The sequence below is a fragment of the Streptomyces sp. NPDC017202 genome, assembly GCF_044331705.1.
Taxonomy (GTDB): Bacteria; Actinomycetota; Actinomycetes; order Streptomycetales; family Streptomycetaceae; genus Streptomyces.
The window spans coordinates 1-17,400 of the sequence record NZ_JBIRNP010000009.1 but is presented as its reverse complement, the minus strand read 5'-3'; the positions used below and the strand labels follow the sequence as shown (position 1 = coordinate 17,400).

The 17,400-nt window shown below is 71.5% G+C and carries 14 protein-coding genes and 1 pseudogene; 5 read left to right on the top strand and 10 right to left on the bottom strand.

Annotated elements, in window-relative coordinates; translation table 11 throughout:
* Positions 1–424: 424 nt before the first annotated feature.
* From ACH4N1_RS18855 to ACH4N1_RS18840, 4 genes are all read right to left on the bottom strand, one after another.
* The gene (locus ACH4N1_RS18855) at positions 425–2,992 is read right to left on the bottom strand and encodes a family 78 glycoside hydrolase catalytic domain (protein ID WP_398098410.1); all 2,568 of its coding nucleotides are present in this window, start codon (positions 2,990–2,992) and stop codon (positions 425–427) included.
* Between the two features lie 71 nt (positions 2,993–3,063).
* Complete coding sequence (locus ACH4N1_RS18850; RefSeq protein ID WP_398098408.1) at positions 3,064–3,963, bottom strand: carbohydrate ABC transporter permease; 900 nt, start codon at positions 3,961–3,963, stop codon at positions 3,064–3,066.
* Positions 3,964–3,968: 5 nt separating this feature from the next.
* Positions 3,969–4,853, bottom strand: a complete 885-nt coding sequence (locus tag ACH4N1_RS18845) for a carbohydrate ABC transporter permease (protein WP_398098406.1) — start codon at positions 4,851–4,853, stop codon at positions 3,969–3,971.
* Positions 4,854–4,958: 105 nt separating this feature from the next.
* Positions 4,959–6,263, bottom strand: a complete 1,305-nt coding sequence (locus ACH4N1_RS18840) for an ABC transporter substrate-binding protein (RefSeq protein ID WP_398098404.1) — start codon at positions 6,261–6,263, stop codon at positions 4,959–4,961.
* A gap of 336 nt (positions 6,264–6,599) precedes the next feature.
* Here ACH4N1_RS18840 and ACH4N1_RS18835 point away from each other — a divergent pair, with 336 nt between their 5' ends.
* Both ACH4N1_RS18835 and ACH4N1_RS18830 read left to right on the top strand, forming a co-directional pair.
* The gene (locus tag ACH4N1_RS18835) at positions 6,600–7,613 is read left to right on the top strand and encodes a LacI family DNA-binding transcriptional regulator (RefSeq protein ID WP_398098402.1); all 1,014 of its coding nucleotides are present in this window, start codon (positions 6,600–6,602) and stop codon (positions 7,611–7,613) included.
* Positions 7,614–7,616: 3 nt separating this feature from the next.
* Entirely contained in the window at positions 7,617–8,729 is a 1,113-nt protein-coding gene (locus ACH4N1_RS18830; RefSeq protein ID WP_398098400.1) for a LacI family DNA-binding transcriptional regulator, read from the top strand.
* 98 nt (positions 8,730–8,827) lie between these two features.
* On the opposite strand, the pseudogene ACH4N1_RS18825 reads toward ACH4N1_RS18830, so the two are convergent.
* The 6 genes and pseudogenes from ACH4N1_RS18825 to ACH4N1_RS18800 all read right to left on the bottom strand — a co-directional run.
* A pseudogene (locus ACH4N1_RS18825) lies at positions 8,828–8,923 on the bottom strand (MBL fold metallo-hydrolase); the annotation flags it as partial.
* Positions 8,923–10,011, bottom strand: a complete 1,089-nt coding sequence (locus ACH4N1_RS18820; RefSeq protein ID WP_398098398.1) for an S-(hydroxymethyl)mycothiol dehydrogenase — start codon at positions 10,009–10,011, stop codon at positions 8,923–8,925. The pseudogene ACH4N1_RS18825 and the gene ACH4N1_RS18820, both read right to left, overlap by 1 nt.
* 58 nt (positions 10,012–10,069) lie before the next feature.
* Positions 10,070–11,308: a cytochrome P450 gene (locus ACH4N1_RS18815; RefSeq protein WP_398098396.1), complete on the bottom strand. Its 1,239-nt coding sequence runs from the start codon at positions 11,306–11,308 to the stop codon at positions 10,070–10,072.
* 99 nt (positions 11,309–11,407) lie between these two features.
* Positions 11,408–12,397, bottom strand: coding sequence for a PDR/VanB family oxidoreductase (locus ACH4N1_RS18810; RefSeq protein WP_398098394.1), 990 nt, complete (start codon positions 12,395–12,397; stop codon positions 11,408–11,410).
* Between the two features lie 111 nt (positions 12,398–12,508).
* Entirely contained in the window at positions 12,509–13,279 is a 771-nt protein-coding gene (locus tag ACH4N1_RS18805) for an IclR family transcriptional regulator (protein ID WP_398098392.1), read from the bottom strand.
* Positions 13,280–13,445: 166 nt separating this feature from the next.
* On the bottom strand, positions 13,446–14,015 hold the full coding sequence (locus ACH4N1_RS18800) for a TetR/AcrR family transcriptional regulator (RefSeq protein WP_398098390.1): 570 nt from the start codon (positions 14,013–14,015) through the stop codon (positions 13,446–13,448).
* A gap of 156 nt (positions 14,016–14,171) precedes the next feature.
* Between ACH4N1_RS18800 and ACH4N1_RS18795 the strand changes: the two genes are divergently transcribed.
* The 3 genes from ACH4N1_RS18795 to ACH4N1_RS18785 all read left to right on the top strand — a co-directional run bounded on the left by ACH4N1_RS18795 (position 14,172) and on the right by ACH4N1_RS18785 (position 17,268).
* Positions 14,172–15,662 carry an MFS transporter gene (locus ACH4N1_RS18795; protein ID WP_398098388.1) on the top strand — a complete coding sequence of 497 codons (1,491 nt, stop codon included), beginning with the start codon at positions 14,172–14,174 and terminating at the stop codon, positions 15,660–15,662.
* Positions 15,663–15,823: 161 nt separating this feature from the next.
* Positions 15,824–17,038: a cytochrome P450 gene (locus ACH4N1_RS18790; protein ID WP_398098386.1), complete on the top strand. Its 1,215-nt coding sequence runs from the start codon at positions 15,824–15,826 to the stop codon at positions 17,036–17,038.
* 26 nt (positions 17,039–17,064) lie between these two features.
* Positions 17,065–17,268, top strand: coding sequence for a ferredoxin (locus tag ACH4N1_RS18785; protein WP_398098384.1), 204 nt, complete (start codon positions 17,065–17,067; stop codon positions 17,266–17,268).
* Positions 17,269–17,400 lie beyond the last annotated feature (132 nt).

Below are 17,400 nucleotides of genomic sequence, written 5' to 3'. Positions count from 1 at the left end.
GGCTGCCGCGGCAGGGGATGGGCGGGGCCGGCCGAGGGGTCAGGTCCTCGACCGGCCCCGGTCTCGTGAATGAGCGCTTCATCGGATTCGTTCGCTGCCGCGTCCCACGGCTGACGAGCAAGGGATTTTCCGATACCTGAAGACGAAGCGATCACTTCAATGGAAGGGAAACTATGGCCTGTTGTCCGCAGGGTCAACCCTTCCACATCAACCATCTCACCAACCTTCTTGACCAGGCACTATCCAGCGTTTCCATTGAAATGTCGCATGAAAATTTCAAGTGAAACGCCTCGCCTCCGAGGATTCATAAAAGAATTGGATGACGGCCATCCACGCCTTGAATGGAATCCTGATTCGACGACGGAAGAAGCCCGCCGCGGCAAAGTGCGCGACGGGCTTCTCGGCAATGCGTCGGACCCTGCGGTCAGGCCGCTTTTCCCACCAGTTCCGCGGTGTCGAGGCTGTGCGTGCCGGGGCCCAGACGTACCGGGGGGCAGCCGGGCAGCTCGGCGGTGGCCTCGCAGCCCTCGGGTATCTCGACGCGGGCGGTCAGGTCGCCGGTCGCGGTCAGTTCCCAGGCCAGGGAGAGGGTTCCGTACGGGGTGTCGTGGCGGGTGCGGGCCCAGGTGATGCCGCCGCCGGGGCGCGGTCTCAGCAGGATGCCGCGGTAGCCGGGGGCGGTGGCGGTGATGCCGCCGACGGTGCGGTGCATCCAGTCCGCCACGGCGCCCAGGGCGTAGTGGTTGAAGGAGGTCATGCCGCCCGGGTTGAGGGTGCCGTCGGGGCGCATGCTGTCCCAGCGTTCCCAGATCGTCGTGGCGCCCATGGTCACCGGGTAGAGCCAGGAGGGGCACGCGGTCTGGGTCAGCAGGCGGTAGGCGACGTCGAGATGGCCGGTGTCGGTCAGCGCGTCGCAGATCAGCGGGGTGCCGACGAAACCGGTGGCGATGCGGGCGTCGTCGTCGGTCACGAGCAGGGCCAGGCGGTCGCCGGCCGGCTGCCGCTGCTCCGGCGCGAGCAGGTCGAAGGCGAGTGCCAGGGCGTAGGCGGTGGGGCTGTCGCTGGTCATGCGACCGGACGGGGCGGTGTAGCGACGGCGGAAGGCTTCCGCCACCTCCTCCGCGAGGACGCCGTACCGCTCGGCGTCCGCGTCCTCGCCCAGCTCGGCCGCCGACAGGGCGAGATGCCGGGCGGAGTGGGCGAAGTAGGCGGTGGCCACGAGGTAGCGGTCGGTGCGTCCGGCGGCGGGATCGTCGGGTGGGGCGGCCGGGTCGAGCCAGTCGCCCAGCTGGACGCCGGTGTCCCACAGGCGGGTCGGGCCGGCGAGGCGTTCCACCAGGTCGACCCATGCCTTTCCCGTCGGGTAGTGGCGGCGCAGGAGCTCCAGGTCGCCGAAGCGGCGGTAGAGCGTCCACGGCGTGAGCACGGAGACGTCCCCCCAGGCGGCGCCGGGGTGGATCGGTGTCCACATCGGTTCGCCCGGGATGACGGGGACGTACCAGGGGATCGTCCCGTCCGGGAGCTGCTCCAGGCCGACGTCGGTGAGCCAGGAGTCGAGGAGCCCCGCGCAGTCGTGGAGGAAGCTCGCGGTGGGGGCGAAGACCTGGATGTCGCCGGTCCAGCCGAGGCGTTCGTCGCGCTGGGGGCAGTCGGTGGGCAGGTCGACGAAGTTGCCGCGCATGCTCCACACGACGTTCTCGTGCAGGCGGTTGACCAGGGGGTCGCTGCACTCGAACCAGCCGGTGCGGCGCATGTCCGTGTGGTACACCCGGGCGGTCACCGCGTCGGCGGTCAACTCCCCCGGCCAGCCGGTGACTTCGGCGTACCGGAAGCCGTGCAGGGTGAAGCGGGGCTCCCAGGTGAGCGGGCCGTGGCCGGCGAGGATCAGGGTGTCGGTGGCGTACGCCTCGCGCAGTGGCCCGGTGGCCAGCTCGCCGTCCTGGAGGACCTCGGCGTGGCGGAGGGTGAGGGTGGTGCCGGCCGGGCCGTCGACGGTGAGGCGGAGGCGGCCGACCAGGTTCTGGCCGAAGTCGAGCAGGTGGCGGCCGTCGGCGGTGCGGGTGACGGAGACGGGGGTGATCTCCTCGGTGCAGCGCACCGGTGGCCCCAGGGGGGCGACGAGGGTGCTCGGGTCGCGGCGTCCCACGGCGACCGGGGTACCGTCCCGGCTGCCCCGCGGGGTGGCCCAGTGCGGGTCGTGGAGGCGGGCGTCGAAGGTCTCGCCCTCGTAGAGGCCGCTGGTGAGGATCGGTCCGGGGGCGGCGCTCCAGGTTCCGTCGGTGGCGACGACCGTGGTCGTGCCGTCGTCGTGGGTCACCTCGAGCTGGGCGACGAGGGACTGGTCGGTGCCGTAGATGTTGCGGGTGCCGCCGTCGAAGCCGTACTTGCCGCGGTACCAGCCGTCGCCGAGCCAGGCGCCGATCGTGTTCGCGCCCTCGGTGAGGTGGGCGGTGACGTCGTGGGTGCGGTAGCGGAGGCGGTGCGGGTAGACCGTCCAGCCGGGGGCAAGGATCTCGTCGCCGACCCGGCGTCCGTTGATCTCCGCCTCGTACAGGCCGTGCGCCGTGACGTACAGGCGGGCGCGCGCGACGGGCCTCTCGAGGCGGAAGTCCCTGCGGACGCGGACCGGACGGCGCATCGCCCCGGGGTCCTCGTCCCCGTCCGCGCCGACGGGAACGGCACACCAGTCGGCGGGTTCCAGGAGCCCGGCCTCGACGGCCGCCGGTTCGCTCCAGGCCGACGGCCCGGTGACGCCCGGGGTCCAGACGCGGACGCGGACACGCGCGCGTTCGCGGGACACCAACGGGTCCCAGGGCCACGTCGTCAGCACGTGGTCGGCGCCTGCCAGGCGGCCGGTGCGGTGGGTCCGTCCGGCGCGGTCGAGTTCGAGTTCGTACGCCTCCTGGGCACCGGCGGCGGGCGGCAGGGTCCAGGACAGACGGGGGGTGGGAACGCCGATGCCGAGGCCGTCCGGGAGGTGCTCGAAGGTCACCGGGGAGGGCTGAGGGGGGAGCAAGGGAAACCTTTCGTCACATGCAGGAGCGGGCGGAACGCGGGCGGGGGTCAGCCCTTGACCGCTCCCGAGGTGAGGCCCTTCATGACCTTCTGGTTGAGGAAGAGGTAGATCAGGAGGGTGCCGAAGACGTTGATGCAGATGGCGGCGAACAGCGGCCCGTACTGCGTGGCGCCGAAGTCGCCGGTGAAGTTGAGCAGGCCGACCTGGACGGTGCGCAGGTCCTGGTCGTTGGTGAAGGTCAGGGCGATGAGCAGGTCGTTCCAGATGAAGAAGAACTGCACGAGGCCGACGGTGAGCAGGGCGTTGCGGACCAGGGGGACGCTGATGGTCCAGAAGGCGCGCAGGATGCCGGCGCCGTCGATGGTGGCCGCCTCGAACAGTTCCCGGGGCACGGTCCGGTAGTAGGTCGCCATCATGAAGACGGTCAGGGGCAGGCCGGTGCCGGTATAGGTGAGGACCAGCGGCCACAGGGTGCCGGACAGGCCGGTCTGGAAGTAGACGGTGAACAGCGGCAGCAGGATCATCTGCGGCGGGACCATCATCCCGGCGAGGAAGACCAGCAGGGTGAGGCTGCGGCCCTTCCAGACCATGATCTGCAGGGCGAAGCCGGCGGCGGTGCCCAGCAGCAGCATCAGCGCGAGGGCCGGGACGACCGCGAGCAGGCTGTTCTGGACGTACAGGCCGATGTGACCGGTGGTCCAGGCCTCGGTGTAGTTGGCCCACTGCCAGGTGGTGGGCAGGCTCCAGGTGGAGTGGTTCAGGTAGTCGTCGTTGGACTTCAGCGACGTCAGGAACATCCAGACCAGCGGGTAGATCTCGACGACCAGCAGGAGGGCGACGAGGGCCCTGACCCACAGGCGGCTTCCCCGTCGGGCCCGCGGAGCACGGGCGGGAGCGCGGCCGGAGCCGCTCGCGGGGGTCTTCACGGGTGTGTCGATGACGGCCATGGGGATCAGCCCTCCGTGAGGTCGCGCCGCGAGACGCGGTGGACGACCAGGCTCACCAGCAGGCACACCACGGTCAGCAGCAGGGCGATGGTGCTGCCGTAGCCGTAGTCGCCGTAGGTGAACGACGTCTGGAACATGTACAGGGTCAGCGGGGTGGTGCCGTTCCCGGGACCGCCGCCCGTCAGCGCCACGATGGAGTCGAAGACCTTCAGCGTGCCGTTGATGCTGAAGATCAGCGACGACATCAGCACGGGCAGGGACAGCGGCAGCACGATGTGGCGGACCAGGCGCAGGCCGGTCGCCCCGTCGAGGCGGGCCGATTCGAGGACCTCGTCGGGGATGTCGACCAGGCCGGCGAAGAGCAGGACGGCGTAGAAGCCCATGGAGCGCCAGACGTCCATGCCCACGAGGACCCAGAAGGCGCTCCCGGCACTGCCGAAGAAGTCGATCGAGTCGATGCCGACCGCGTTCAGCAGGGAGTTGACCGGTCCGGTCTGCGGGGCGACCTGGAAGAGCTTCTGGAAGAGCAGACCGACGGCCACGGTCGGCAGGACGACCGGGAAGAACACCAGCGTGCGCACGAGCGCGGAGGCGCGCTTGAGGAAGAAGACGTACAGCAGGGCCAGCAGGTAGCCGGCGACGATCTGGCCGGCCGTGACGACGACGGCGTACTTCAGGGTGAACCACAGGGAGTCGCGGACGGCCGGGTCGTCGAGGAGGCGGGAGAAGTTGGCGACGCCGTTTCCGGTGAAGCCGTCGATGGAGTTGCCCCGGGTGAAGGAGTACCCGAGCGACCACACCATCGGGACCAGCATGATCAGGGAGTAGACGAGGAGGGCGGGACCGAGCAGGATCGCGATCGCCCTGCGGTCACCGAGTACGCGGTGCATGGGTGGTGTCCACTTCGTTTCCGTTGAAGAGACCTGCCGGACGGGGCCGGGGGCGGCTCACGCGGGGTGCGCGAGGAGGCTGCCGGTGGGCCGCCCCCGGGCCGGTCACTGGGCGGCCAGCGCGTCCTGGACGGTCCGCATGAACTGCTCCGGGCTCATGCTCCCGGCGACCAGGCTCGCGGCGTTGGTCTGGCTGACGGTGGTGGCCTTGGTGCTGAACAGGGCCTCGAACCAGAGCACGTTCTGCTTCGAGGTGCTGATGGTGTCGCGGACCTGGGTGGTGACGGCGTTGGCGTCCTTCACCTCGGTGCCGACCTTGAAGCCGGAGATGGAACCGTGGTCCTTCAGCGCGGTGCTGCCGTAGTTCTTGGCGATGCAGGCGACCCAGGCGCCGGTCTTGTCGTCGAAGGACTTGGCGCCCAGGGTGATGCCGAGGCCGACGTTGGAGGGGTACTGGTCGATGGCGCCCTTGCCGCCGGAGACGGCCGGGAAGGGCATGAAGCCGATGTTCCCGGCACCGACCTTGTTCTGCTTGCCGTCGGCGATGTTCGCCAGCGCCCAGCTGCCCATGTAGAACATGGCGGCCTTGCCGGTGAGGAACTGGTTCATCGCGGTGTCGTAGTCGATGGAGCCGACGCCCTTGCCGAAGTAGCCCTTCTCGCCGAGCGCGGCGACCTCCTCGGCGGCCTTGACGTACTGCGGGTCGGTCAGCTTCGCCTTGCCGTCGGCGACGTCCTGCAAGGCGTACGGCCCCAGGCTGCGGTACAGGTATCCGCTGATCAGCCGCGTCAGCGGCCACCCCTGCTGGCCGGAGGCGGAGAACGGCTGGATGCCCTTCGCCTCCAGCTTCGCAGCGGCCGACTGCAGTTCCGCCCAGGTGCCGGGGACCGTCAGCCCGTTCTCCTGGAACAGCTTCTTGTTGTAGAAGATCCCCTCGATGTTGTACTCGTACGGCAGCACCTCCAGCTTGCCGCCGTACAGCGCCTTGATCGTGGAGATCGCGGCCGGCTCCAGCTGGAGATAGACGCCGAGGTCCTTCAGCTCCTTCTCCAGGTCGGCGACCTTCCCCGACTTCGCCAACTGCTGGGTGAGCGTCGGGGCGCTGCCCGCCGCGAACTGCACGGGCAGCGCGTTCTGGCCGGCCAGCAGCTGCAGCTTCTGGTCCAGGCTCGCCTGGGGAACGGTCTCCACCTTCAGCGGCAGGGCGTCGTTCGCGGCCTTGCAGGCGCCCTTCGACAAGGTGCCCAGGGCCGTCTTGACGGTGGTGTTCTCGGTGACGCTCAGGTAGCTGAACTCCTTCGGCGCGGCCGAGGAGCCACCGCCGCCGCCACCGCAGGCGGTGGCGAGGAGCGCGAACGAGGCGGCGCCGGCCGTGAAGAGGCTCAGGCGCGCACGGCGTGGGCGAGGCATGCGACGGGACACGGGGACTCCAGGGAGGCGGTAGAGGAAGGAAAGGGCCGAGGGGCGGCGCCGGGGGGCGGGTGCACAGCCCCTGGGCGACGGGCAAGCTGACGAGCAGGCATGACGAGCAGGCCGCACAGTCGTGTAAAACGTTCTCTACTTCGAGTGGGCAACACCCTGCATCCCTCCTCGACCGTCGTCAAGACACAGCGTCGTAACGACGTGGTGACACGGCAGACCACTTGACGACACCCCGGGGTGAGCGTGTAGACCGTTACACCCAGACCTACGAGAGCCGGAGTGTGGACGATGGACCGGGCCGGGGAACCTCGACGCGGCAGACGCGTGACCATCACCGATGTGGCCCGGCATGCCGGTGTGTCCGTCGCCGCCGTCTCCAAGGTGCTGCGCAACGCCTACGGCGTGAGCCCGGCCATGCGGGAGAAGGTCCAGGCGGCCATCGCCGAGTTGGGCTACCGACCCCACGCGGCGGCACGCGGCATGCGCGGCCGGACGTACACGATCGGTGTGCTGCTGGACAACGTCCGCAACGCGTTCTTCGCGGACATCCTCGACGGCATCCGCGACGAGCTCCGCGACAGCGAGTACACCGTGCTCATCGGCGCCGCCGGCTTCGATCCGGAGGAACAGGCCAAGACCGTCCGCTCCCTGGTGGACCGTCAGATGGACGGGCTGATCCTCATCGCGCCGGGCACCGCGCGCGACGAGGTACTGGCCACGGCGGCGTCGACGCCCACCGTGGTCATCGGGCATCACGACACCGCCGACACGCACGACTCCGTCGTGGACGCCGACGACGTCGGGGCCGGCCTGGTCGTGGACCACCTGGTGCGGCTCGGCCACCGCGACATCGCCCTGGTCTCCGCCCAGGGCACCAAGGCCAACCGCTGGAAACGCCCTCCCGAGACCGTGCTGACCGAGGGCTACCTCGCCGCGATGGAACGCCACGGCCTCGCCGGGCACGCCCGTGTCCACCACGCCGCCTACTCCGACGAGGGCGGCTTCAAGGCCGGCATGACCCTGCTGACGGCCGAACGCCCGCCGACGGCCGTCGTGACCGGCGCCGACGTCGCCGCCCTGGGCATCTACCGTGCCGCCCACGAACTGGGCCTGCGCATCCCGGACGACCTGTCCCTCGCCGGCTACAACAACACCGCCCTCGCCGCGCTCGCCCCCGTCCAGCTGACCAGCGTCGACCAGGCCGGGCACACCATGGGCTCCACCGCCGCCCGCATGCTCATCGAACGGGTGGAGGGACGGCGGGACAGGGCCATGCGGACCACGATGACGCCACGGCTCGTGGTGCGCGGCAGCACGGCGGGACCACGGGGTCGCTAGGCCATGGACCCACGGACACCCGGTGCGCCTGCCGAACGTCCCGCGCCGCACCCCCTCGCCGCCGAGAAGGGTCCCGGCCGGGACCGGGTCCGGCGTATCGGCATCAAGGACGTGGCGCGCGAGGCCGGCGTGTCCCTCGGTACCGTCTCCAACGTGCTCAACCGCCCGGAGATCGTGGCCGAGTCCACCCGGTCGCGTGTCCTCGAGGTGATCGACTCGCTGGGTTACGTACGCGCCGAAGGCGCCCGCCAGTTGCGCGGCCGGCCCTCCCGGGTCCTCGCCGTCCTGGTCCACGACCTCGCCGACCCGTTCTCCACCGCGCTGGCCTCCGGCGTGGAACAGGCCGCCCGGGAGGCGGACCTGGGCGTCATGGTGTGCACCGGCGCCCACCGGCCCGCCGAGGCGGCGCGGCACCTGTCGCTCATCACCTCGCACCAGGTCCGCGGCGCGGTGCTGACGTCCGGGGAGGGCGCCGGACGTACCGCGGCGGCGTTCCGCCGCAACGCCGTCCCGTTCGTCATGGCCGACCAGAACGCCCCGGAGTCCGACGCCTGCTCCGTCGGGATCGACGACGTGGCGGGGGGCCACGCGGCGGTCCGCCACCTCGTCGAGCGCGGACACCGCTCCCTCGTCCACGTCAGCGGGCCCGACCGCCTCCGGCAGGTCCGGGACCGCCGCAGGGGAGCCCTCGGCGCTCTGAGCGAGTCGGGCCTCGCCGCGGCGGCGCTGCGGGAACTGCCCTGTCCCGCGCTGACGGTGCATGCAGGCCGGGACGCCGGGCACCGCGTCCTCGGCCTGCCCGACCGCCCGACCGCCGTCTTCTGCGCCAACGACCTGCTCGCCCTGGGCGTGCTGCAGGCACTGTACGAGGCCGGTCTGCGCGTGCCGGACGACATCGCGGTCGTCGGTTACGACGACATCGGCTTCGCGGCGTCCGCCGTCGTGCCGTTGACCTCGGTGCGACGGCCGGCCGTCGCGACGGGGTGGCAGGCGGGCCGCCTCCTCATCGAGGACACGGCCCCGCGCGGCACCGGCCACGAGCACGCGCACGTCGTTCTCCCACCGGAGCTGGTCGTCCGCCGGTCCACCATGGCGGCCCCGGCGCGTCGCGTCTGAGGCCCCTGCCGGCGGGACGGGCACCGGCCGGAAGCCGAGGCGATGTCCCTTCCGGCTCAGTGGTCTCGTGCGATCCATGTCGCGAGGTGCGGCGCCCCGTCGCCGACGATCCGGACGTCGTCGTCGACGTCCCAGGTGCCGCCGTCGAGGCGGAACCGGCCGGAGGTGACGACGCGTTCGATGCGGGTGGCCATCACAGCACCACCACCGAGCGCAGCACGTCGCCGTGGTGCATCCGCTCGAAGGCCTGCTCCACCTGATCGAGTCCGATGGTCTCGGTCACGAACGCGCCGAGGTCCAGGCGGCCCTGGAGATGGAGGTCGATCAGCAGGGGGAAATCGCGGGAGGGCAGGCAGTCGCCGTACCAGGACGACTTCAGCGCGCCGCCGCGTCCGAAGACGTCCAGCAGCGGCAGTTCCAGCTTCATCTCCGGAGTGGGCACCCCCACCAGCACCACGGTGCCGGCCAGATCGCGGGCGTAGAAGGCCTGCCGGTAGGTCTCCGGGCGGCCGACCGCCTCGATCACCACGTCCGCGCCGAAACCGCCGGTCAGCTCGCGGACCGCCTCGACCGGATCCGTCTCCTTTGCGTTGACCGTGTGGGTGGCGCCCATCGTGCGGGCGGTGGCCAGCTTGCGGTCGTCGATGTCGACGGCGATGATCCTCGCCGCGCCCGCCAGGTTCGCCCCGGCGATCGCCGCGTCACCGACCCCGCCACAGCCGATGACCGCGACGGTGTCGCCACGGCCGACATTGCCGGTGTTGATCGCGGCACCGATCCCGGCCATCACGCCACAGCCCAGCAGCCCGGCCACCGCCGGCGACACGGACGGGTCAACCTTGGTGCACTGCCCCGCGGCGACCAGCGTCTTCTCCGCGAACGCGCCGATACCCAGCGCCGGGGACAGCTCCTGCCCCGTCGAGGCGAGAGTCATCCTCTGCGTCGCGTTGTGGGTGTCGAAGCAGTACCACGGGCGGCCCCGCCGGCAGGCCCGGCACCGGCCGCACACCGCCCGCCAGTTCAGGATCACGAAGTCGCCGGGGGCCACGTCGGTGACGCCCTCACCGACCGACTCCACCACACCGGCCGCCTCATGGCCCAGCAGGAAGGGGAAGTCGTCGCTGATACCGCCCTGCTTGTAGTGCAGATCGGTGTGACACACCCCGCACGCCTGGATCTGCACCACCGCCTCCCCCGGACCGGGGTCGGGGACGACGACGGTTTCGACGCGTACCGGTTCGCCCTTGGCGCGGGCGACGACACCGCGTACGTGCTGGGGCATGGGAGCAGGTCCTTTCGGTGGGGTGAGGCGTGGGGACGGGGCGGGGACGGGGCGGGGGTCAGGGGCCGGTGACCGGTGGTCGAGCCGCCGGACGGACGCGCACGGGAAGCGAGGCCCAGGAGCGCAGGGTGTTGTTGAGGTGGCGCCTCGGCTCGCCGGCGAGTTCGAGGTGTCCGACGCGGTGGGCGAGGGCGGTGAGCAGGGACTCGGCCTCCAGGCGGGCGACGTGCTGGCCGACGCACTGGTGGATGCCCATGCCGAAACCGACGTGCCCGGAGGGGTCACGGGTGAGGTCGAAGCGGTCGGGGTCGTCCCAGCGGTCCGGGTCCCGGTTGGCGGCGCCCAGGAACATGAGGATCTTGCCGCCCCCGGGGATGCGGGTGCCCGCCACGTCGACGTCGGTCGTGGCGGTGCGGAAGAACGTCTGCACCGGGGACTGCCAGCGCACCGCCTCGTCGAACGCCACCCGCGCCAGCTCCGGGCGCTCGCGCAGCCGCTGCCACTCCTCCGGATGCGTCGCAAGGGCGTACAGGGCGGCCGCCAGTCCGTGCACGGTGGTGTCGACGCCGGCGGTGAGCAGCGAACGCACCACCAGGGGCGCCTGGGCACGGGTGAGGTCGCCGCGGTCGGCGGCGGCCCAGATCCGGGCACCGAAGCCGTCCTCGCTCAGCGCCTCGCGGGCGCACTGCGCGTTCACCCACGCCGACAGCTCCCCCACCCGGTGCGCGTCGGCTTCGACGAGGGCGTTGCGCGGCCCGAAGGCGTTGAAGGCCATGTTGCCGTAGGGCAGCAGGTTCTCCCGCCCGTGCGGGCCGAGACCGACGGCGTCGGGGAAGACGCGCAGGGGGAACGCCTTCGCCAGGGCCTCGAAGGCGTCGAACTCGTTCCCCTGCTCGGTCAGTACCGTCTCGACGAGTTCCTCGGCGACCGTCCGCCACGTCTCACGCAGCCGGCGCAGGGCGAGCGGGGCGAGGATCTCGCGCAGGACGCGGCGCGGCGCGTCGTGGTGGGGCGGGTCGGCCTCCAGCAGCAGGCTCGGCGGGCGCCACGGCTCCTCGTGGCGGAAATCGGCCAGTCCGACTCCGGCGCCGGACCGGAAGGTCTGCCAGTCGACGAGCGCGGCGTGCACGTCCTGGTGACGGGCCAGGGCGTGTACGCCGTAACGGGACAGGCGGACGACGGGGCCGGCTTCGCGCAACCGCCGGTGCAGCGGCTCGGGGTGTGCCAGGTGTTCGGCGGCGAACGGGTCGGCGTCACTGATCGGCGGCGACGCGGGAACGGCTGCTGTCTCGGTCATGGCGGCTCCACGAAAAGCGGCTCGGGCGAAGGGATTCGAGGCACATGTGCTCGGAGGTCGGGCGGCGCGCGGCTGGGGCCGGCTGCCGGTGCGGGATGCTCAGAGGTCCAGGACCAGGCGGTCGGAGTGCGAGCGGGACACACAGGGCGTCATGCAGTCGCCCGCCGTGCGTTCGTGGTCGGCCAGGACCGCGTCCCGGTGGTCGGGGGTGCCCTCCAGCACCGGGACGAGACAGGTGCCGCAGGTCCCCTGCTCGCAGGAGGACAGCACCTCGGCGCCGGCCCGGCGCACGGCGTGCAGGACGGAGACGTCCGGGGTGACGGTCACCGTGCGGCCGGTACGTCGCAGTTCCACCTCGAAGGGCGTCCGGCGCACCGGCTCGGACCGGTCGGCCGCGGTGAAGCGTTCGGTGCGCAGGTCCCCGCCGGGCCAGTGGGCGCACGCCTCGCGGACGGCGGCCAGGAGCGGGGCCGGTCCGCAGCAGTACACCTTGGTTCCGGGCAGCGGCTCGCTCAGCCACGCGGCCAGGTCCAGCAGGCCGCACTCGTCCTGGGGGCTGATGAGCACGCGCTCGCCGTAGGCGTGCGCGAGGTCCGCGCGGAACGCCATCGAGGCACGGGTACGGCCGCCGTACAGCAACCGCCAGTCCACGCCCGTCATGTCGGCCTGCCGGATCATCGGCAGCAGCGGGGTGATCCCGATGCCCCCCGCGACGAACAGGTAGCGGTCGGCCGGCACGAGGGGAAAGTGGTTGTGCGCGCCGCCGACGCCCACCCGGTCCCCCGGCGTCAGCCGGTCGTGCACGTAGGCCGACCCTCCGCGCCCGGCGGGCTCACGCAGGACGGCGATGCGGTAGGTGTACGGGTCCCATCGGTCGCCGCACAGGGAGTACTGCCGTGTGGTTCCGTTCGGCAGCACGAGATCGATGTGCGCGCCGGGCGTCCAGTCCGGCAGCCGGGCCCCGTCGGGGTGGTCGAGGGTGAGGGACACGACGCCGTCCGCGACGACGTCCTTGGCACGGACCCGCAAGGACAGGGTGGGCGTGGGGGTGGGCCGGGCCGTCGCGGGCAGTAGGTGGTGTGCGACCACGTTGTCGCCTCCCGTCTGTGGAATGCAGGCAGGATGCGCGGGGCCGTCGGCACGGCGCGACGGCATTCTCACTGAATGAGAGACGAAGTTCGCACCGGCGCCACCTCTCCGTCACCCACCGGCCCCGTCCCGCCCGGTGGGCGCGCCGAGCGCACGGGACACGCCCCGGGCTGCCGTGCGCACGACGGGAACGACCGCCTGGGCACCCGCGTCGTTGGGGACGATGACCGACAGCGCCGCCACCACCCGGCCGTCCGCGCCACGCACCGGGGCGGCCACACCGAGGGCCTCCTCGTGGACGTAGCCGGGACAGTAGGCGTAACCCTGCTGCCGGACTTCGGCCAAGGCGGCGCGCAGCCGGGCGGGCGTGGCCGGGGTCGCCGGCGTGTAGGCGGTGAGCGGGCCGGCCAGCAGCCGTTCCTTCAGGTCCGCCACGCCGTGGGCCAGGAGCACCAGGCCGCTGGAGGAGGCGTACAGGGGCAGCCGCCCGGCGATCCGGGTGTAGTTGATCACCGCGTTCGGCGCGGAGAGGCGTTCGAGGAACAGCACCTCGTCGCCGTCGAGGACGCCCAGCTGCACATGGTGGCCCACCACGTCGTGCACGCCCTCCATGAACGGCATCGCGGTGTCCCTCAGGGACAGCGCGGGCGAGGCCCGGACGGCCAGTTCCCAGAGCCGGACACCGATGCGCACCCGGCGGTCGTCGTCCCGTGCCAGGAAACCGTGGGCGACCAGTTCGCCCACGAGCCGGGAGGCCGTGGCCACGTGCAGCCCCGTGCGGCGCGCGATCTCGGAGACGGTCAGTGCCGGCTCCTCCTGACGGAACGCCTCCAGGATGCGAGCGGCACGGGAGAGGACCGACTCCTGGTGCGGTGTCTTCATCGTCCGCGTTCCTCGTCTGTGCGGGTCGGTCGGTTCCCCGCCCGCGTGGTCGCCCGGCGCAGCCGGATGCGGGCCGCGTCACGAGTGTGCACCAGGCGCCGGCACGGCGCTTCACGCGGTCGGCACCGCCTGACACGGCTGATCCGCCGGGGGTGGCCGCGCACCGTCAGGACTCGGGGTCGACCAAGGTCCTGAAGCAGGGATCGAGCAGCTCGACGATCCGCTCCGGCCGGGTGTCGCGCAGCGGTTCCAGTTCGAGCAGGTGCTTGCCGACGACGACGCCCAGGTGGGCCATGATCAGCAACGCGGCCCGCAGTTCGGCGTCCTCCCCCTCCACGACCGCGGACACCTGCTTGATCTGACGGTCGAACGTCTCGCGCATCTCCGCGGCCATGTCCGGGTGGGTGAGCATGGAGCGGAGCATGGCCAGCGAGGGGGCGGGCATGCCCGCCAGCTTCACGCCGAGGCCTGCCATGAGCTGGGTGACGAGCGGGTCGGCGGACTCCGGGGCGGACTCCGCCGCGTCGAGCCGGACCACCTGCCTGAAGAGGTTCTCCTTGTTGCCGAAGTACTGCATCACCAGCGCGGGGTCGACCTTGGCCGCTTTGGCGATGCTCCGGATCGTCGCACGGTCGTAACCGAGCTCGCCGAACAGCCGACGCGCGGCGTCCAGGATGCGCTTCTCGGTCGAGCGGCGTCGCTCGGCTCGCGAGAGCGGGGGCTCTTCGGTACTCACACACCGATTCTAACCGCTTCACTCAACGTATGTTGACCCCGAGCGCCGCTTGACTCTACGCTCGTTGAGTGAACGTCGGCCGGGACTCTCCCGTTCCGGCACTCCGGCGTCGTCGACAGCGCGCAGCCCCGTCGCCCCGGTCCTCCAAGGAGCAGAATGTCCAACCAGAACACCGTCGGCTCGCCTCCCGCGAAGGACGAGCCGAGCGCATCGGGGCAGTCGGCGACCGCGCCGTCACGGCCGAACCGTCCCGCCCTCGCCCTCACGGTCATCGTGACCTGCTACCTGATGGTGGCCATCGACTCCACGATCGTGAACATCGCGTTGCCCGACATCCAGAAAGCCCTGGGCTTCTCCCCCGTCGGCCTGTCGTGGGTGATCAACGCCTACCTGCTGGCCTTCGGCGGCCTGCTGCTGCTCGGCGGCCGCATGGGCGACATGTTCGGCCGGCGCCGTGTACTGGTCGTGGGGACCGTGATCTTCACGGTCGCGTCGCTGCTCGGCGGCGTCGCCGACGCGCCGTGGCTGCTGGTCACGGCCCGGGCGCTGCAGGGAGTGGGCGCGGCGATGGCGGCACCGGGCACCCTCGCCCTGATCGCCAGCAACTTCGAGGAGGGCGCGCCCCGCAACCGGGCGCTGAGCATCTACTCCGCCACCGCCGCCACCGGAACCTCGCTCGGTCTGATCCTGGGCGGCGTCCTCACCTCCCTGGCGTCCTGGCGGTGGATCCAGTTCGTCAACGTGCCCATCGGTCTGGCGGTGGCCGTCCTCGCCCCGATGTGCATCCGGGAGACCCCCTCGCACTCGGGCCGCTTCGACTTCGCCGGCACGATCACCGGCACCGCCGGCGTCACGGCCCTGGTGTACGGGCTGATCCGGGTACCCTCCGAGGGCTGGGGCAACGCGGTGTCACTGACCTGCTTCGCCGCCGCCGTGGTCCTGCTCGTCTCGTTCCTGGTGGCCGAGCGCCGGGCCGCGCAGCCCATCGTCCCGTTCCAGCTGTTCTCGGACCGCACCCGCACGGCCGCCTACACCAACATGCTGATGTTCACGGCGACCATCCTCAGCCTGTTCTACTTCCTCAGCCAATTCATCCAGAACGTCCTGGAGTTCTCCCCCATCCAGGCCGGCCTCGCCTTCCTGCCGATGACCCTGGGCATGTTCGTCGTGGCCCGGGCGGTGCCGAAGATGCTGCCCCGGCACGGCGCCAAGCGGTTCATGGTGGCCGGCGCGCTACTGATGACCGTCACGGCGATCTGGCTCAGCACCATCTCGGTCTCCGACAGCTACCTCACGGGTGTGCTCGGTCCGATGCTGCTCTTCGGCATCGGCGCGGGCTGCTGCCTGATGCCCACCAACGTGACGGTGCTCAGCGGCGTCCCCCAGCAGCTCGCCGGCGCGGCCTCGGGCGTGCTGCAGACGATGATGCAGCTGGGCGGCGCCCTGGGGCTGGCCATCCTGGTCACCGTCTACGGCACGTCCGCCGATGACGCCGCCGAGCACGCCGGCACGGGCGCCGAGGCGGTGCACCGCGTGGTCACGGAAGGCGTCCGCAGCGCCTTCACCGGCAGCATCGTCTTCGTCGGCTGCGCTCTGGCCGTCGCCTTGCTGGTGATCCGCGTGCCCAAGCCCGCCGCCAAGGCGTGAGCGCTCTCCCCTGGTGCTCCGCGCCGGCCGGGGCGTCCCCGTGACGGGGGCGCCCCGGCCGGCGCCGGGGCCGTTCGCGGCCGGCCGACTTTAAGGGCGGCTTTAGTGCTCGACGCAAGCATGCGGAGCGTCACACCGTTCACGGACCGAGGGAGAGTACCGTGGCCGAACCGGCGCCCGACGCGGGCTCCACAGCCTTTCCGATCATCCGGGAGTGCCCGTTCAAGCCCCCGGCGGAGTACTCCGCGATCCGGGCGGAGTCGCCGATCACCCGGGTTTCTCTGACTGGCGGACGGACCGCCTGGCTGATCACCAAGCACGAGTACGTACGTCAGCTGCTCGGGGACCCCCGGGCGAGCTCGGACCCCATGCGCCCCGGCTTCCCCTCCCTGGTGGAGGGGCAGCAGGCGGTCGACAAGAAGGGCGTGCTCCCGTGGCTCGACCCGCCGGAGCACACCACGTACCGGCGCACGGTGGTCAGCGAGTTCACCTTCCGCCGGGTCAAGAGCATGCGCCCGTACATTCAGGAGGTCGTCGACGAGTGCGTGGACGCCATGCTGTCGGGTCCCCGTCCGACCGACCTGGTGCAGCAGCTCAGCCTGGTGCTGCCCTCGCTGGTGATCTGCGAGCTCCTGGGGGTCCCCTACGCCGATCGGGACATGTTCCAGAAGCGTGCGCGCACCGTCGTCAGCCGGACCGCGACCGCGGAGGAGTGGGCCGACAACCTCGGCGGCATGCGGGTCTACCTCGGTGAGCTGGTGGACGCCAAGGCTGACACCCCCGAGGAGGAGGACCTGCTGAGCAAGCTGGTGGTCCGGTTCGACGAGAACGGCCTGACCGACCGCGAGCACCTCGTCGGCCTGGCCCTGCTCCTGCTGATCGCCGGGTTCGAGACCACGGCGAGCCTCATCTCGCTGAGCGCCGTGTCCCTGCTGACCCATCCGGAGCAGCTGGCCCTGTTCAAGGCCGACCCCTCCGTGGCCCCCGCGGCCGTGGAGGAGCTGCTGCGCTTCGTCAGCCACGCCGACCATGTCACCAACCGCGTGGCCACGGCGGACATCGAACTGCCGGACGGGGTGATCCGCGAGGGCGAGGGCATGCTGCTGTCCACCGCCGCGGCCAACCACGACCCCGACGTCTTCGAACACCCCGACCGCCTCGACCTGCGCCGCGAGGGCCGCCCCGGACATCTGGCCTTCGGGTACGGAATCCACCAGTGCCTGGGACAGAACCTCGCCCGCCTCGAGGTCGAGGTGGCCCTGAGCACCCTGTTCACCAGGATTCCCGACCTCCGCCTCGCCGTGCCCGTCGAGGATCTCCCGTTCACCCGTGAGACGTTGATCTACGGCTACGACTCGGTGCCGGTCACGTGGTGACCGGCGGCTCGGGCGAGGTGGACACCGTGGCCACGGTGACGGTCGACACGGCACGGTGCGTCGCCGGCGGGCAGTGCACGCGGCTCGCTCCGGACGTCTTCGACCAGGACGAGGAGGACGGCACGTCCGTCCTGCTGCGCCCCGATGTGCCCACGGCCCGTCTGGCGGCCGTACAGACGGCCGTCGCCCTCTGTCCCGGCGCCGCCATCCGGCTCCGCACGGGCCCCTGAAACGCCTTCCCCCCACGGCGTGGGGGGGGGGGGGGCCCCCGGGGGGGGGGGGGGGGGGGCGCCGGGCGGGCCCCCCCCCCCCCCCGGCGCCGCACCGCGCGCAGGGGGGGGGGGGGCCGGGCCGCCGCGGGG

Excerpts from the sequence above, each read along its gene's own strand:
- ACH4N1_RS18820 (WP_398098398.1), bottom strand. The coding sequence starts at position 10,011 with ATGCCCCAGCACGTACGCGGTGTCGTCGCCCGCGCCAAGGGCGAACCG.
- ACH4N1_RS18840 (WP_398098404.1), bottom strand. The coding sequence starts at position 6,263 with ATGCCTCGCCCACGCCGTGCGCGCCTGAGCCTCTTCACGGCCGGCGCC.
- ACH4N1_RS18845 (WP_398098406.1), bottom strand. The coding sequence starts at position 4,853 with ATGCACCGCGTACTCGGTGACCGCAGGGCGATCGCGATCCTGCTCGGT.
- ACH4N1_RS18805 (WP_398098392.1), bottom strand. The coding sequence starts at position 13,279 with ATGAAGACACCGCACCAGGAGTCGGTCCTCTCCCGTGCCGCTCGCATC.
- ACH4N1_RS18850 (WP_398098408.1), bottom strand. The coding sequence starts at position 3,963 with ATGGCCGTCATCGACACACCCGTGAAGACCCCCGCGAGCGGCTCCGGC.
- ACH4N1_RS18795 (WP_398098388.1), top strand. The coding sequence starts at position 14,172 with ATGTCCAACCAGAACACCGTCGGCTCGCCTCCCGCGAAGGACGAGCCG.
- ACH4N1_RS18830 (WP_398098400.1), top strand. The coding sequence starts at position 7,617 with ATGGACCCACGGACACCCGGTGCGCCTGCCGAACGTCCCGCGCCGCAC.
- ACH4N1_RS18815 (WP_398098396.1), bottom strand. The coding sequence starts at position 11,308 with ATGACCGAGACAGCAGCCGTTCCCGCGTCGCCGCCGATCAGTGACGCC.